This is a genomic window from Candidatus Limousia pullorum (genome assembly GCF_057405065.1).
The window spans coordinates 1098265-1115337 of sequence record NZ_CM171614.1; the positions used below are offsets into that span (position 1 = coordinate 1098265).

At 40.8% G+C, this 17073-nt stretch carries 13 protein-coding genes; 10 read left to right on the forward strand and 3 right to left on the reverse strand.

What is annotated here, in order from left to right; genetic code table 11:
- Positions 1–33 precede the first annotated feature (33 nt).
- Entirely contained in the window at positions 34–570 is a 537-nt protein-coding gene (locus CGICJO_RS04745; RefSeq protein ID WP_486499821.1) for a Gx transporter family protein, read from the reverse strand.
- Positions 571–581: 11 nt separating this feature from the next.
- Entirely contained in the window at positions 582–968 is a 387-nt protein-coding gene (locus CGICJO_RS04750; protein WP_486499822.1) for a NusG domain II-containing protein, read from the reverse strand.
- A gap of 328 nt (positions 969–1296) precedes the next feature.
- Here CGICJO_RS04750 and ilvB point away from each other — a divergent pair, with 328 nt between their 5' ends.
- From ilvB to CGICJO_RS04770, 4 genes are all read left to right on the forward strand, one after another.
- Positions 1297–2919: a biosynthetic-type acetolactate synthase large subunit gene (gene ilvB / locus CGICJO_RS04755; RefSeq protein WP_486499823.1), complete on the forward strand. Its 1623-nt coding sequence runs from the start codon at positions 1297–1299 to the stop codon at positions 2917–2919.
- A 12-nt stretch (positions 2920–2931) separates the two neighbouring features.
- Positions 2932–3426 carry an acetolactate synthase small subunit gene (gene ilvN, locus CGICJO_RS04760; protein ID WP_486499824.1) on the forward strand — a complete coding sequence of 165 codons (495 nt, stop codon included), beginning with the start codon at positions 2932–2934 and terminating at the stop codon, positions 3424–3426.
- Between the two features lie 59 nt (positions 3427–3485).
- A complete protein-coding gene (gene ilvC / locus CGICJO_RS04765; RefSeq protein WP_486499825.1) occupies positions 3486–4478 on the forward strand; it encodes a ketol-acid reductoisomerase in 993 nt (330 codons plus the stop codon).
- 530 nt (positions 4479–5008) lie between these two features.
- Positions 5009–7930, forward strand: coding sequence for a lectin like domain-containing protein (locus CGICJO_RS04770; RefSeq protein ID WP_486499826.1), 2922 nt, complete (start codon positions 5009–5011; stop codon positions 7928–7930).
- Between the two features lie 288 nt (positions 7931–8218).
- On the opposite strand, the gene CGICJO_RS04775 is transcribed toward CGICJO_RS04770, so the two are convergent.
- Entirely contained in the window at positions 8219–8800 is a 582-nt protein-coding gene (locus CGICJO_RS04775) for a sigma-70 family RNA polymerase sigma factor (protein WP_486499827.1), read from the reverse strand.
- A 187-nt stretch (positions 8801–8987) separates the two neighbouring features.
- Here CGICJO_RS04775 and CGICJO_RS04780 point away from each other — a divergent pair, with 187 nt between their 5' ends.
- The 6 genes from CGICJO_RS04780 (at position 8988) to CGICJO_RS04805 (ending at position 16913) form a co-directional block, all read left to right on the forward strand.
- Positions 8988–10523 (forward strand): YifB family Mg chelatase-like AAA ATPase, encoded by a 1536-nt coding sequence (locus CGICJO_RS04780; protein ID WP_486499828.1) that lies wholly within the window; start codon positions 8988–8990, stop codon positions 10521–10523.
- A 308-nt stretch (positions 10524–10831) separates the two neighbouring features.
- Positions 10832–12121, forward strand: a complete 1290-nt coding sequence (gene murA / locus CGICJO_RS04785) for a UDP-N-acetylglucosamine 1-carboxyvinyltransferase (RefSeq protein WP_486499829.1) — start codon at positions 10832–10834, stop codon at positions 12119–12121.
- Between the two features lie 248 nt (positions 12122–12369).
- On the forward strand, positions 12370–13203 hold the full coding sequence (locus tag CGICJO_RS04790; protein ID WP_486499830.1) for an MBL fold metallo-hydrolase: 834 nt from the start codon (positions 12370–12372) through the stop codon (positions 13201–13203).
- A gap of 13 nt (positions 13204–13216) precedes the next feature.
- Positions 13217–13699 (forward strand): 23S rRNA (pseudouridine(1915)-N(3))-methyltransferase RlmH, encoded by a 483-nt coding sequence (gene rlmH / locus CGICJO_RS04795; protein WP_087377951.1) that lies wholly within the window; start codon positions 13217–13219, stop codon positions 13697–13699.
- A gap of 328 nt (positions 13700–14027) precedes the next feature.
- Complete coding sequence (locus CGICJO_RS04800) at positions 14028–15779, forward strand: Rqc2 family fibronectin-binding protein (RefSeq protein WP_486499831.1); 1752 nt, start codon at positions 14028–14030, stop codon at positions 15777–15779.
- Between the two features lie 99 nt (positions 15780–15878).
- Positions 15879–16913, forward strand: coding sequence for a LacI family DNA-binding transcriptional regulator (locus tag CGICJO_RS04805; RefSeq protein ID WP_087377955.1), 1035 nt, complete (start codon positions 15879–15881; stop codon positions 16911–16913).
- Positions 16914–17073 lie beyond the last annotated feature (160 nt).

The following is a 17073-nucleotide window of genomic DNA, read 5'->3' on the forward strand; positions in this document are numbered from 1 at the left end:
GTTCATAACTGTGTGAAAAGAAAATGAATTTTTTTAAGTGTATTTTGCTGAATTTTTGTCCTTTTTCAAGGCATTTAAAACCGGCGGCAAAATAAAGTAAACTGCCGTTCCGGTGATTGTCCCGGTGATAAAGGAGATAAGGGAAATTATCGGAAGATAGAAGAATATAAGCGTATCCGTAAGCAATGAAGCCATTGCAAGCTGCGCTATGTTATGGGTAAAGGCTCCGGCAATTCCTGTTCCGATACAGCCAAAACTAAAGGCTTTGCTTTTTAAAAGCAGGTACATAACCAGCATACTGGCAAGACCTCCGGAAAAGCTCATCAAAAATGCGGTAAATCCCCTTGTTATCAACACAAAAGCGGACTTTGCCACGGTTACATATAAAGCAGATGAGAAACCGAAACCCTCAATAGCCGTCATAGTAACAATATTTGCAAGTCCCGGCTTCATGCCCGGTATAATAAAGGGCAGGTCGGGAATAAAGCTCTCAAATATTGAAAGCACAATGGCGCAGGCGCACATAAGGGCGTTTTGTGTAAGATTTAATGTAAGATTTTTCTTTTTCATATCTATGTACCTCAGTTTATTACTGCATCAAAATCGTTTTCCTTGTCCGATGATATTATTGATACGGAAAATCTTCCCGGCAGGCACACAATGCTTTCGCCGTTTCTTGAGATTGCACCCTGATTTACACAGAGCTTGTCGGGGCAATCAGAAAAAGAGAAATAAACCTCGCCATTATCTATATGTATAGAGGCGTGATGACCGTTGTTTTCAAGGTCAATGTCCTGGGTTTGATTTAACCTTAGTTCTTTGTAGACTTCCCCGTTGATTTTTATGCACGCCACAGAGCTTGATGCGTCATTTTGAAAAAATAAAAACAAAGTAAAGCAAAGAGCTATCAGTGCAACTACAACTATTATCAAAAAATCACATGGTGCAAAAAGTTTTCTTTTGTTCATAAACATCACTTCTGTATACTTAAAATATTACAATAATATGATATTATAAAGGAAAAGGTTTTTCAATATTTTATTGGGTTACTGAACAGTTATACAAAAATAATTATGAGAAAAAGAGAAAAACAATAGGATATTTTCTTGCGTTACTGTTTTACCGCTTTAACTTTTTAAATTTTTTTGAGGTAAAATAGCCCATATTACTTTACTTTTGTGTTGATTTATATTATAATAAGTTAAATTGCATTGAAATACCGATGTGGAAACGTTTTTTAAAGGAAAAAACTTGCCGCTTCGGAAAAGCAGATTACTAATAACGGGAGAGAAAAAAATGATAAACGGTGCAGACATTATGGTAAAATGCCTTGAAGCTGAGGGCGTTTCGGTAGTGTTCGGATATCCCGGAGCGGCAATCTGTCCCTTTTACGATTCCTTATATGATTCATCAATAAGGCATATTCTTGTAAGACAGGAGCAGAATGCTGCACACGCTGCTAACGGCTATGCCCGTGCCAGCGGAAAACCCGGCGTTTGTGTTGCAACTTCAGGGCCGGGCGCTACAAACCTAATTACAGGTATTGCCACTGCTTATACAGATTCAATTCCTATGGTTGCAATCACCGGACAGGTAAGAAGCGATTTACTGGGAAGAGATGTTTTTCAGGAAGCAGATATAACAGGCGCCTGCGAGCCTTTTGTAAAACACAGCTACCTTGTCAGCAAAACTGAGGATTTGCCAAGAGTTTTTAAAGAGGCTTTTCACATCGCCTCAACAGGCAGACCCGGCCCGGTGCTTATCGATATTCCTATTGATATACAGCAAAACGAGATAAAAGAATTTGTTTACCCGGAAACTGTTGATATTATAGGCTACAAGCCAAACACAAGAGGTCATCAGGTTCAGATAAAAAGAGCTATTGAACTTTTGAAAAGCAGTTCAAGACCTGTTATCGTTGCAGGCGGCGGCGTGCTTTCCTCAGGTTCAAAGTTAAAACTTGTGGAGTTTGCAAAGAAAACCGGTATTCCGGTAGTTTCCACCATGATGGGAATAGGCGTTATGCCATCCGACCATGAGCTTTATCTGGGAATGTTGGGAACTCACGGAAAAGCCACAGCAAACAGAGCTTTGCACGAGGCTGACCTTGTAATGGTTTGCGGAGCAAGACTGGGCGACAGAGCCGTTGCCGCTCCCGACCAGATGTCCACAAAGTCAAAGATTATACATATCGACATAGACCCGGCTGAAATCGGAAAGAATGTTAAAACAACTATTCCGATTGTTGGCGATATGAAAAATGTTATAAACAAGCTTTTGGAGGAAATCGGAGATTACCACGTTTCCAACGCATGGAGCGAAACACTCAGCCGCTGGAAACAGGAGCTTTACAGAGTTCCCCCAACATTTGAAGGCTTTGTAGAGCCGAGAGCCTTTGTTTCAAAGCTCAGTTCAATGCTGCCTTCAAAGGCAATTCTTGTTGCCGACGTTGGACAAAACCAAATCTGGTGCGCCAACAACTTTAAGATAAAAGAAGGAAGATTTTTGACCACAGGCGGTATGGGAACAATGGGTTATTCCGTTCCTGCTGCGGTGGGCGCAAAAATCGCAAGACCTACAAGAGAGGTTATGGCTGTATGCGGTGACGGAAGTTTCCAGATGAACATGAACGAGCTGGGAACTATCGTTCAAAACAACATAAGCGTTAAAATCATTATTATGAGAAATACACGCTTGGGTATGGTTAGAGAGCTTCAGGACAAGCTCTACGACCACAGACATTCAGCTACAATCCTTGACACAAAGCCGGATTTCCTGAAAATTGCAGAGGCTTACGATATCCCATGCGCAATGGCTTCATCCAATGAAGAGGCTGAGAAATACGCCGAGGAAATGCTTAAAACAGACGGCCCATTTATTCTTGTTTGTAATGTGTATCCCGATACACCGTCAATATAATGAGGTGAAGATATGCAGCAATATACATTATACATACTTGTAGAAAACCAAGCCGGTGTGCTTTCAAAGATTTCCGGTTTGTTTTCAAGACGAGGCTACAACATAGACTCACTGGCTGTTGGTGTTACCAACGACCCGAGAGTTTCAAGAATTACAGTTGTTGCCAACGGCGACGAATATGTCGTTGAACAGATTGAAAAACAGCTCAACAAGCTTATCCCTGTAATAAAAGTAAAAAGACTTGTGGAGGGTGAGTTTGTAAGCCGTGAACTGTGTCTTATAAAGGTTCACAGCTCGGCTGTAAAGCGTTTTGAGATAATCAAAATTGCAGAGCTTATGCAGGCAAAGGTTGTTGACGTGGCAAACACCACAGTTACCCTTGAGTACTGCGAAACAGTGGAGAAAATTTCTACTCTGCTGGAATTACTTAAACCATATGGTATCCGTGAAGTTGTAAGAACCGGCACAATCGCTATTGAAAAGGGCGCATCAGAGCCTTCAAAATAATTTCACGAATCAACATATAGAATTTTTTATATGCCGTATACGGCAAGGAGGAATTTAAAATGGCGAAAATTTATTATCAGGCAGATTGTAATCTCAGCCTTCTCAAGGATAAGACAGTTGCAATCATTGGCTACGGCAGCCAGGGTCATGCACACGCACTTAACCTTCACGACAGCGGCGTAAATGTAATTGTTGGTCTTTACAACGGTTCAAAGTCCTGGGCAAAGGCAGAGGCAGCAGGTCTCAAAGTTATGACAGCAGCAGACGCTGCAAAGAATGCAGACATTATTATGATTCTTATCAACGATGAGAAGCAGGCTGATCTTTACAAGAAAGACATCGAGCCATACCTCACAGAGGGTAAAGCTCTTGCTTTTGCTCACGGTTTCAATATTCACTATCAGCAGATTGTACCTCCGGCAGACGTTGACGTATTCATGATTGCTCCTAAGGGCCCGGGTCACACAGTACGTTCAGAGTATGTAGAGGGCAAAGGTGTTCCATGCCTTATCGCAGTTTATCAGGACGCTACAGGCAAGGCTCGTGACATCGGTCTTGCATATGCAGCAGGTATCGGCGGCAGCCGTGCCGGTGTTCTTGAAACAACCTTCAAGGCAGAAACAGAAACAGACCTCTTCGGTGAGCAGGCAGTTCTCTGCGGCGGCGTTACAGCTTTGATGAAGGCTGGTTTTGAAACACTTGTTGAGGCTGGTTACGCTCCAGAAAATGCATATTTCGAGTGCATCCACGAGATGAAGCTCATCGTTGACCTTATCTACAAGGGCGGCTTCAGCATGATGAGATATTCAATCTCCGACACAGCTGAGTTCGGTGACTACGAGACAGGCAAGCGTCTTATCACAGACGAGACAAAGAAGGAAATGAAGAAGATTCTCACAGAGATTCAGGACGGTACATTCGCTTCCAAGTGGATCAACGAAAACAAGGTTGGCCGTTCACACTTCAACTCCTGCAGAAGAATTGAAGCAGAGCACCAGCTCGAAGCAGTGGGCAAGGAACTCCGCAAAATGTACTCCTGGAACGAAGAATAATTTTAGTTCCGCCTTGCAAAACTTGTATTTAAAAATTAAGTTCGTTTCAAGGCGGGCGAGACCTTCGGTTTAATCTTAAGAATGGCTCGCCTACATACAGAGTGTATTTTTACTAAATGAAACAAAGAACGTGGTTTGTATTTCGCAAGCCACGTTTATTTTTTATCCGCCTTGCAGGGCTTTTATTTAAAAATTAAGTTTGTTTCAAGGCGGGCGAAACCTTCGGTTTGATTTTTGGAATGGCTCGCCTACATACAGAGTGTATTTTTACTAAATGAAACAAAGAACGTGGTTTGTATTTCGCAAGCCACGTTTTGTTTTTTATTTCCGCCTTGCAAAGCTTTTGTTTAGAAATTAAGTTCATTTCAAGGCGGGCGAAACCTTCGGTTTGATTTTTGGAATGGCTTGTCTACATAAAGGTTATATTTTTTCTACATTATATAGTCAATATAATTGTATTATCCTTGCCTTATCGGTCTTTTTATTGTAAAATTATTTATAAGGAAGTTATTAAAAAGGAGAGATGTTATTTGAAAAAACGAATGTTAAAAGGCGCTGTAAGTATTATTTTATCGGCTGTTCTTGCATTAGGCACAATATCTGCTTATGCGTCGGAAAGCGAAGATGAAAATAAAACAAATCCTGAAAACAGGACAAGCCCTATTTCTGATTTGTTTGACGAGTCAGATATAAATCCGGAGTACATAGAGTGGCTGGAAAACGGAAGTCAGGGAGTTGCCCCAAGTATGCAGGACTTTTCCTATCTTTCTGAAAGCTACACAAAATATTTTTCAAGACAGAATTATTCTGCTCTCCAGGAACTGCCGGAAAAATATGATTTAAGAGATACCGGAAAGGTTTCTCCGGTATACAATCAGGAATTGCTGGGAGTTTGCTGGGCTGTGTCTGCAAATTCAGTAGCTGAAAGCTCATTGTTAGACCAATTCCCTAACACAAGTTTTTCATCTCTCCATACAGCATGGTTTTCATACAGAGGAGATGAGGAAGAAGAGTTTTACCAAACCAACGACCCGTATATGCAGGGCGGTTCAAACGGATTTGCAGTGGGCACAATGGCTGCATGGAAAGGCCCAATTTTTAGTGAAAAAGCTCCTTTTGACGGTGTAAATCCTCAAAACCCTGATGAAGAACTGCGCTATACAGCGGATTATCATTTGCAGGATGCATATTACATGCCGACAGGTATTTACGGTTCATCAGACAGTGGTATTCCTCTTGATATAACTAAAGATGTAATCCTCAATTATGGTTCTGTTGCAATTTTCTACAGTGCAAACAACGAAAACTACAATCCCTTAACTTACGCATGGTATAACGATGAGTATGAAAACACAAACCACGTTGTAACTATTGTTGGCTGGGATGATAATTATCCTAAAGAGAATTTTAACGATAACAAGCAGCCGGAAAACGACGGCGCATGGCTTGTCCGCAACAGCTGGGGAACAGATTGGGGAGATGAGGGCTATTTCTGGCTTTCATACGAGGACAAAACCACTGTAGCCGGCAATACATACATATTGGAAGAAGCGGACAACTATTCAAATAACTACCAGTACGACACTGTGGGATGGTCATATTCCATGCCGACGAATGCAGAAAATCCAAAATCAGCCACGGTAGCCAATATTTTCACCGCTGAAAATGACGAGCAGCTTGAAGCCGTGTCTTTCTACACAACAGACGTAGGAACTTCCTATTCCATTTCTATATTTACAGGAGTGGAAGAGGGTCAGCCTCAGTCCGGCACATTAAAGCTGGAAAACCAAACCGGAACAGAGGTATATTCAGGATATCACACAATAGAGCTTGACCATCCTGTAAAGCTTAACAAAGGCGAACGCTTCAGCATTGTCATAGAGCTTGAAAACCCAAACTATACATCTCCTGTAGCCATTGAATTGTGTATAACACCAACACCTGACTATGTGCCGCAATATCTTGGAAACGGCGGAGAGAGCTATGCATTTGTAAATGGTGAATGGTTTGACATATGCGGTTCTATGGCAGATGACGCTTATGTGACAAACGTATGCATAAAAGGCTTTACAAACCCATTGCCTGATTCCGACTCGGCTGTATCAACCGTAAGATTTTCAGAAATGGAAGGCCCTGTTCCGGACGGAACTGAAATTTCCCTTTCCGCCAACGGAACAGAAGAAATCTATTACTCATTTGATAATTCTTCTTATGAAAAATACACTTCTCCAATAACAATAGATTTCACCGTCGGCGAAAATGTGACACTGTACGCATACGGCGTTGACCACCAGGGAAACCGAGGAAATACAGTGGAAAAAGAATACACAAAGGCTTCCTCAGAGCTTACTGATTTAGCTGTGCAGTACGGCGACAAAAAAGAATATTATAAAACAGAGGACTTCACCGAAAAGAACATTTATCTTTCTAAATTTGATGACAAAGTGAGTTTTATGGCTCAGGGTACAGATAAAATTTTCTTGGACGGAGAGGAAGTTAATTCTGCCGACTGGAATGAAAAGGTCTTTACCTCACCGGGAAAAACAACAGTTAAAATTGTATCTAAAGCAGAGGGTAAAAATCCTACAGAATATGTTTTTAACATATACAAAAACGAAATATCCTTTGACTATGAAAATGAGACTATTATTTATGACCGGGACGCCTATACTGTTAAGGATGAAAATGGAAATATACTCGCTTCCGATTCATCTGTTTCCGATATGATAAAAAACGATGAAGCGACCTTGCTGACAGTAACTCCTGCTGACGGCGGGGAGGAGTTTGTTAATTTTATCCCCAGCCGTTTTGAAATTGAGCCTTTGCGTATAGCCTACATGTACAATATAATCTATAAAGTATTTGACGGAAACTACATGGTAAGCACAAACCCGGATATGTCTGACGCTGTTTATATTATAGAACAGCCAGATTTTCTGCTGACGCCGGGAGTTGATTTATATATCCAAAGAAATGCTACATATAATGATTTTAAAAGCCAGATTTATCATCTTGAGGTTCCTCAGCGACCAACAATACCGGAAGTAAATGTGGAAAAGATTTCTTCCACCTCTGTAACATTGCAAAGCATTGACGGTGCAATGTACTCATCCTCTCCGGAGTCTGAATGGCAGCCATCACCTGTTTTCACAGATTTAGCTCCGGGTACAAAATATCGTTTCGGAGTTGCTCTTCAGGCAACATATCATTCCTTTATGTCTGAAGTTTATGTTGTAGAGGTCACCACAAAAAATCCCGATGATTATGAACTGGGCGACGTAAATATGGACGAAGAGATAAATATTTTGGACGTAAGTTTAATTCAGAAATTCCTGGTAAATTTGGTATCGGCGTCAGATGAATTTGACAAATCTCTTGCCGACTATAACCAGGACGGCAAAGTCAGCATTATAGACGCTACATATATTCAGATATATACATCTCGCAAATGAATTTATATTAACTAATTTATAAAATATCCGTGGATGTCAGTTTTGCTGAACCACGGATATTTTTATAAAAGAAAACCAGCCGGCAAAGGACGGCTGGTTTTCGATGTTGAAACATTCTGGCTATTCAAAAATATAAGTTATAAGCTTAAATATACAGGGAAAGTATGAATTTATCCCGTGTTGTCTTTATTATAATGGAAACTATGTTTTAATTGCTATCAAAAAGAAGTAAATTTTCTGTAAACAGAGAAAAACTGCCGGTTTGAAACAGATTCAGTGACCGACAGTTTAGTTTTCAGATATTTTCTTTTTAATTCTCTGCAAGGCGTTGTCAACGGCTTTTTCAGTTATATTTAAATTTTCTGATATTTCCGCATATTTTGCACCGCTCATATACTGCAAAAAAACCTCATATTCCAGCTTTGAAAGCTTTTCACGGAATTTTTTATAGGATGACTGCAAAAATTCCTTTGAAAGCACGATTTCCTCCGGGTCGGATGAGCTGTCTGCGGTTAACTCCAAATCGTAAATAGAAACAACTCCGTTTTGTGCGGTATCTTTGCGTTGTGAAGCCTTTTTTATTATTGAAATAAATCTTCTTTCAACACAAAGAGAGGCGTAGTTTTTAAATGAAGCCCCTGCGTTTTCATCGAATGTTCTGCAAGCTGAAAGTAGACCGATAAGTCCTTCCTGAACAAAATCTGACTTTTCAAAGCTTTCCGCCGAATATTTTGAGGCTATAGAGAATATAAGTCTTATATATCTTTTGAAAATTTCGTTAAAGGCTGATTCGTCGCCATTTTGGATAAGCTTTGCAAGCTGGGCGTCGCTCAGTTCCCTTAAATTTTTTTCATGCTGATTTTCTGACATGATTTCCTCCGAATACAATTTTACATTTTATTCTACCATAAAAGATAAACTGAGTCAACTTTAAGAAAAATTTTTCTTTTAAAAAATATTTAATAATCAAATCTATTGTTTTATAATGAAAAATATGATAAAATTAGTTCAGACTTATAAATTTTTGTACAGCTATTCAGTTTGTGGAGTGGTAGTTATGATGTATTCCTGCAACAGCATGGGATTTTTCGGAATGGACAGTTTTATGGTCGAGGTTGAAGCAGATGTTTCCGACGGAGTTCCTGCTTTCGATATTGTTGGCTTGCCGGATACTGCGGTAAAGGAGAGCCGCAACCGTGTTCGTGCCGCCGCCGAAAACTGTGGTTTTGAATTTCCTACAACAAGAATAACAGTAAACCTTGCCCCTGCTGATATAAGAAAGGAAGGTCCGCTTTACGATTTGCCTATACTTGTGGCGCTTCTTAAAGTTACCGGAGCCATAAAAGCTCCCATTGACGACTGTGCATTTGTGGGTGAGCTTTCCCTGCGTGGAGAGGTAAGGCGTGTAAACGGCGTTCTGCCTATGGTGATGAAAGCAAAAGAAAAGGGAATAAAGAGAGTTTTTGTCCCTGTTGGAAACGCCATGGAGGGCTCCGTGGTTGAGGGAATAAGCGTGTATCCCGTAAAGGATTTCTATTCTCTTTTCAGACATCTAATAGGAAAAGAAGAGATAGTCCCCGTAAAGTACAAAAGAAAAAGAGAATTTATAGGGATAAATCTTCCGGATTTTTCCCATGTTATGGGGCAGTTTGAGGCGAAACGTGCATTGGAAATCGCCGCCGCAGGTGGACACAATGTTTTAATGATTGGTCCTCCCGGTTCGGGAAAAAGTATGCTGGCAAAAAGGATACCTTCCATACTTCCCGATATGACCTTTGACGAGATGATAGAGGTTACAAAAATCCATTCCATAGCCGGAACGATGCCTGAAAATGTTCCCCTTATAACCACACGTCCTTTCAGGTCCCCTCATCACACCGTATCGGCGGTGGGACTCAGCGGAGGAGGGTCAATACCTCATCCGGGAGAAATTTCTCTTGCCCATAACGGAGTTCTGTTTTTGGACGAATTTCCAGAGTTTTCCCGTTCAGCGCTTGAGGTGCTTCGTCAGCCTATTGAGGACGGATATGTTTCAATATCGAGGGTTATGGGAACTGTGAAATATCCATGTTCAATTATGGTGGTTGCGGCTATGAATCCCTGTCCCTGCGGTTATTACGGACATCCCACTAAAAGATGTACATGCTCTGAAAAAGCTATACAGAGATATGCCGCCAAGGTTTCAGGCCCTATTATGGACAGGTTCGATATACATATTGAAGTCCCTCCGGTGGACTACGATGACCTCACTTCCTCTGTTTTATGTGAAAGTTCGGCGGAAATCAGGATGAGAGTCAATGACGCCAGGAAAATTCAAAACGAAAGATTCAAAAATACAAAAGTAACCTGCAACGCAAAAATGGATGCAGAAAGCTTTAGGAAATTCTGTATTATAGATGAAAAGGGAAACGACCTGTTGAGAAAAGCTTTTGAAACAATGGGGCTTTCCGCAAGAGCCTATGACAGAATAGTGAAAGTTGCCAGAACTATTGCTGATTTGGACAACAGCGAATGTATAAAGGCAAAGCACATTGCGGAAGCGGTTCAGTACAGAAATTTAGACAGAAAGTACCGTTTTTCGATTGTCGATTAAATAAAAAACGGAAATTGAAAACCTCAATTAAGTGCAAGTTGCTAAATTTAGGTTCGAACGGACTTTTTCATATTGACAAAAGCATATAATTATATTATTATGTATCGAGGACAGGTTTATGTATTTATCTATGCGTAATAAGTGTTGTGAATATATAAGCTGTCGTTATTTTTATTATATAGATGTTAATTTGGTATTTATAGGTATATATATTGCTGTTATCTGCCAGCGAAAAAGTTTTAATTTCCGCAATGCGGTAATTTAAAATACAGCATTATCCATGTTAATGAGTATTGGAGTGTGCACAATTGGATAAGTTTATAGTTAAAGGCGGATGCCACCTTAACGGGGAGGTTTCAATCAGCGGAGCGAAAAATGCGGCTCTCGCAATAATCCCTGCAGTAATTCTTTGTGACGAGCCTTGCAGAATTGAAAATGTTCCAAACATTAGTGATGTAAGACTTATAGGTAAAATTCTTTGTGAGATGGGCGCAAATGTTACCCGTGTCAGTAAGAATGTTTTAGATATAGATGCAAGAAATATTAAATATCCGGTTGCGGTTTCAAATTCAGTAAGAGGTATGAGAGCTTCTTATTATCTTTTGGGCGCATTACTGGGAAAATTTCATAAAGCTTCTGTTGCTATGCCGGGAGGCTGCAATTTCGGTGTAAGACCAATTGACCAGCATCTCAAGGGCTTTGCCGCTATGGGCGGAAAATCTCAGACATTGAACGGAGCTATTGTTGAGGTCTCTTCAGACAGAAAACTTCACGGAGCACATATTTATCTGGACGTGGTTTCAGTAGGTGCTACAATGAATATTATGCTGGCGGCAGTAAAGGCAGAGGGTCTTACCGTAATTGAAAATGCGGCTAAGGAACCTCATATTGTTGACCTCGCCAACTTCTTGAACTCCATGGGCGCAAATATCCGTGGAGCCGGTACAGACGTTATTAAGGTAAGAGGTGTAAACTATCTTAAAGGTGTTACATACTCCATTATTCCCGACCAGATTGAGGCCGGTACATACATGGCAGCAGCTGCTGCAACAAGAGGAAAGGTCCTCGTTAAAAATGTTATTCCTAAACACCTTGATTCTATCACCGCAAAGCTTTCCGAAATGGGCGTTGAAATTACAGAGTATGACGAAGCTGTTCTTGTGGATGCAACCCAAGGAAATCTTCGTGTCTGTAATATAAAGACAATGCCTCACCCGGGATTTCCTACAGACTGTCAGCCTCAGTTTGCAGTTTTGCTTGCAACTGTTGACGGAACAAGCACAATTAAGGAAAGCGTCTGGGATAACAGATACCAGTATGTGGGCGAGCTTGTTAGAATGGGCGCCAACATAACTGTTGAGGGAAGAATTGCTATAATTGAGGGCGGAGAACTGCTTAACTCTGCGCCTGTAAAAGCCACCGACCTGCGTGCAGGAGCCGCTTTGATTATTGCCGCTCTCTGTGCCGACGGCGAAACAGAAATAAGCAATATCGAATACATTGAACGTGGTTACGAAGAGGTAGTGGAAAAATTCAGAAGCCTTGGAGCTGATATCAGGAAAAAGTTCGACCCTGAAACGGTTGTTGTGACCGCATAATTAAATTTATATTTATGTGATTTCCGGGGATACGTTTGTATCCCTATTTTTAATTTTATAAAGATTTCCATGAAGGACTCCGTCCTTCAAACTTCCTGCCAAAGGGACGGTGGTCCCTTTGGAATCCCATATTGCTTACATAAACCTTTTATGATAAAACAAACACGACAAAGCGATAGGGTTAAAATAGAGAAATATAATTGATATACCAAACATAAATCCGCCGCATGGAGGAAGTAATATGATATATGAACCCTTGTAAGGCGGAACTAAAAAATAGAGGTGAAAAGTATTTGGCTAAGATTGTGCCGCTTTTTAGTGGAAGTAAGGGTAACAGTTATTGTATAGAGTGTTCCGGAGAGGGAATACTCATTGACGCAGGACGAAGCTGTAAACAGATAGTTACTGCCCTTGAGGACAACGATATTGATGTAAAAAGAATACACAGCGTTTTTATTACCCATGAGCACAGCGACCACTGTTCCGGACTTGACGTGCTTGCAAGAAAGCTAGGTCTTACTGTTTACGGAAGCGCCGGAACAATAAGAGCCTTGAGAAATTCCGGAAAGATTACCGGCAGAGTTAAAACTCAGGTGATTGAAACAGGAGAAGCAGCCGGCGGATTTTTTGTAGAGAGGACAAACACCCCTCACGACGCCGCAGAAAGCTGCTGTTATACAGTGACAGCTCCCGACGGCAGAGTTTGCACCGTCGCTACAGATATGGGATATATGACAGATGATGTGAGAAAAAAGCTGGGCGAAAGCGATTTCTGCGTTGTTGAGTCCAACCACGATATAAATATGCTGAGATGCGGTCCTTATCCCTATGTGCTGAAAAGAAGAATACTTTCCGATGTGGGTCATCTTTCAAATATTTCCTGCGCTCAGGAAATAGCAAACCTAGCCCAAAAGGGAACAGTGAGATTTTTGCTTGCTCATTTAAGCCGTGAAAACAATACTCCCGAGCTTGCCTATCAAACCGCAATGTGCGAGTTTTTACAGATGGGAATGAAACCGGACAAGGACTTTACCCTTGACGTTGCTCCGGAAGTTACAATGGGAAAGAAGTTCATATACTGATAAGAGGTGTTTTATGCTCACCGTTAACATAATTTGTGTAGGAAAACTCAAGGAAAAATACTGGACGCAGGCCATTGCCGAATATGAAAAAAGGCTTTCAGCTTTTTGTAAGTTTAATATCATAGAGGTAAACGAAGAGAAAATCTCGGACAACCCATCTGACAGCCAAATTCAAAACACAATCGTCCACGAGGGTGAAAGAATAGAAAGCAAGCTCAAGAAAAATTCCTTTGTGGTTTCAATGTGTATTGAGGGGAAAATAATATCGTCCGAGGAGCTTTCTCAGATGATTGAAAAAGCCTCGGTGGAGGGTTTCAGCTCAATAGATTTCATCATAGGCGGTTCGTGGGGAATAAGCCAAAAGCTGAAAGGTCTCAGCAACGCTAAAATTTCCATGGGAAGAATGACTTTCCCTCACCAGCTCGCCCGTGTAATGCTCACGGAACAAATCTACCGCTCCTTCCAAATCTCTTCCCACACCAAATACCACAAATGATTTTTAGCTCCGCCTTGGAGGGCTTCTCTTGAACAGTCACCGGTCGTTCGTGCGGCGGATAGAGGTTTGTTTTGTCATGGAGATTGCTATTCTTTCATTTACGTTTGATTTTGATTTTTTGATATAAATTTAAAGTGTTGGTATGTTATGATGTTAAATAAAAAATAAACCCAACCGTGATAGATAATTACATAAAAGAAAAATAAAAAGTTAAATAAGTGCGAGCCATTCCAAAGATAGAGGAAAAGGTCTCGCCCGACGGAAAACGGGAGCCTATTTTAAGCTGAACCTATCCCCGTCGGATATAAAAGAAATAGGAGGGGAAAGTGTGGCACTGGATGGTATATTTTTACGACATATAGCTAAAGAGATAAAAGACCAGGCTTTGGGCGGAAGAATTACACAGATTCACCAGCCCAATAGAGATGAAATAATTATGGCAATAAGAACGATGGAGGGAACGAGAAAAATTCTCCTTTCCGCAAGGGCAAATTCGCCGAGAGTGAGTTTTACACGCTTTGCGCCGGAAAATCCTCCGGTTCCGCCTATGCTTTGTATGCTTCTTAGAAAGAAATTGGGAAGCGGTAAGCTTGTAGACGTGCGCCAACCGGAACTGGAAAGAATACTGTTCCTTGATTTCGAGGCGGTAAATGAGCTGGGCGATAAGGTGAAAATCACCGTGGCGGCTGAAATTATGGGTAAGTACAGTAACGTCATAATAATAGATGAAGATGGAATTATTATTGACTCTTTAAAAAGGGTTGATATGACCGTTTCTTCTCAGAGACTTGTGTTGCCGGGCTTGAGATACGAGCTTCCGCCGCCTCAGGATAAGCTCAATATTTTGAGCAGTGAAGCGGAAAAGATTTGCGAGAGAATAAAGGAAAATTATTCAGGCGGTTCTGTTTCAAAGGCGGTTATCGCTTCAATTCAGGGTATTTCACCTGTTGTCAGCCGAGAGGTTGAGTATAGAGCTTTCGGCGACTTCTTTTCCGGAAGCCTTTATGAGGAAAAGAATTTTCAAAGCCTTGTAAATGCCGTTGAGGATTTGAAAAATACTGCAGAAAATGTCAGCGGTGAACCTTATATTTTGATAAAAGAGGGAAATAACGCTTTTGATTTTTCTTTTATGTGTCCAAAGCAGTACGGGGACGCAGTGGAAATAAAAAAGTGTCAGTCCTTCGGTGAGCTTCTGGACACATATTACAGCACACGTGACAGCGCAGAACGCATGAAGGTGAAGTCTAAGGACTTGCATCGACTGCTTGTGAATATTACGGAGAGACTTTCAAAGAAAATCAATCTGCAAAAAGCTCAGCTTCAGCAGTGCGAAAATAGAGAAGAGCTGAGAATAAAAGGCGATTTGCTCCAGGCTAATCTCTATAGAATTGAAAGGGGCGCAAATTCCGTTACAGTGGAAAATTTCTACGACCCGGAAATGAAGCCTATTACAATAGAGCTTGACCCGGCTTTGTCACCGTCGGTAAATGCTCAGAGATATTACCGTGATTATAGAAAGGCGAAAACAGCGGAAAAATATCTGAAAGAATATATTGAAAAGGCAATGGAAGAGCTTGAGTATATCGACGCAGTTTCCGACGAGCTTGCAAGAGCGGAAAGTGAAAGGGAGCTTTCTCAGATTCGTTTGGAGCTTTCAGAACAGGGATATATAAAAGAGCCTAAAGGCAAGAGAAAACCGCCGGCAGCTTTGCCGCCTTTGGAATATAAATCATCCGACGGCTATAAAATCCTTGTGGGCAGAAACAATAAGCAAAACGACCAGCTTACCTTGAAGCAGGCAAACAATAATGATATGTGGCTTCACACCAAGGATATACACGGTTCCCATGTTATAATTGAGTCCGACGGAGAGGAAATTCCCGATAGAACATTGGTTGAGGCGGCAAGCCTTGCGGCATATCACAGCAAAGCAAGGGAAAGCTCAAAGGTTCCTGTAGATTATACAAGGGTAAGATATGTAAAGAAACCGGCAGGAGCAAAGCCGGGAATGGTTATATATGTAAACAACAAAACTCTTTATGTTGAACCGAAGTCAAAAATAGGCGAGGACGAAAAATAAAATAAATTTATTTAGTAAAATATTGAGTGTTGTTTTTAAATGTAGTATAATTTTCATAGAACTTAAAGAGACTGCTTTTTAAGAAGTAAGGTGATTGTTATGGCAACATTAAAAGATATAGCGAAAATAGCAGAGGTGTCCGTTTCCACTGTTTCGAGGGTATTAAATAAGGACAATACACTCAGCGTATCTGATGATACAAAGCAAAAGATTTTTGCCGCCGCCGCACAGCTTGGCTATAAAACGGTGGGACAAAGATATTCTGTGGAAGCTGAGGTTGGGGCAAGACGTATAGGCATTGCCCAGATGTTTGAGATTTCCGAGCAGATGGAGGATGTCTATTATCTTATTATGAAAAACGCCCTTGAAGAGGAATGTTTTTCTGAAAAAATAAATACGGTTACAATGTTCCGTGACCTCACCAGAAGATTTGTAAAAACCGATGATTATAAAATCGACGGAATTATCGCAATAGGCAAATTTACGCCGGACGAGGTTGAGGGATTTTACGAATACACGGATAAAATCGTGTTTCTGGATTCCTCCCACGACGAGCAGAAGTATTACAGTATAGTTCCTAACTACCATTTGGCGTTAAGACTTGCCATGCGCCATTTTCGTGAGCACGGCCATAAGAAAATAGCTTTTATTGGAGAAAACTATACTTACGGAGATACTAAGGAACCGACACTTGACTCCCGTCTTTATTATTATCGTTTTTCAATGATAGACAGCGGATATTATGATGAAAATATGATAATAGATTCGGCGATGAATTCAAAAAGCGGATATGAAAAAATGAAAGAATTTATCGTCCGCAATAGGGATAATCTGCCAACAGCTTTGTTTATTGCCAGCGACGCAATAGCTACAGGTGCAATAAAGGCTATCAAGGAAGAGGGACTGAGAATTCCGGAGGATTTAAGTATAATAACATTTAACAATACAAGTCTTTCCGAGTTTGCAGACCCGCCCCTTACCTCAATCGAGGTTCATATAAGAGATAACGTGAAGTCCGCTATTTCATGCATGAAAAAGCTGTGGAACGGCGACAATCATGTCCAGAAAATCGTAATTCCCTGCGAGCTTATAGACAGAAATAGCGTGCGTTTTATTTCTGATGTTCAGGGATAAAATACAAAGCAACCGTGGTTCATTTTTTGAACTGCGGTTTTTCTTTTGAAAAAAAGTTTACTAAATTTAGTAAATAATTTAGTTCAAAACCATTGACTAATAAAAAGCTTTGTGGTATTATTCTTATGTAAATTACAGCGTGTGCTGCTTACTGTATATT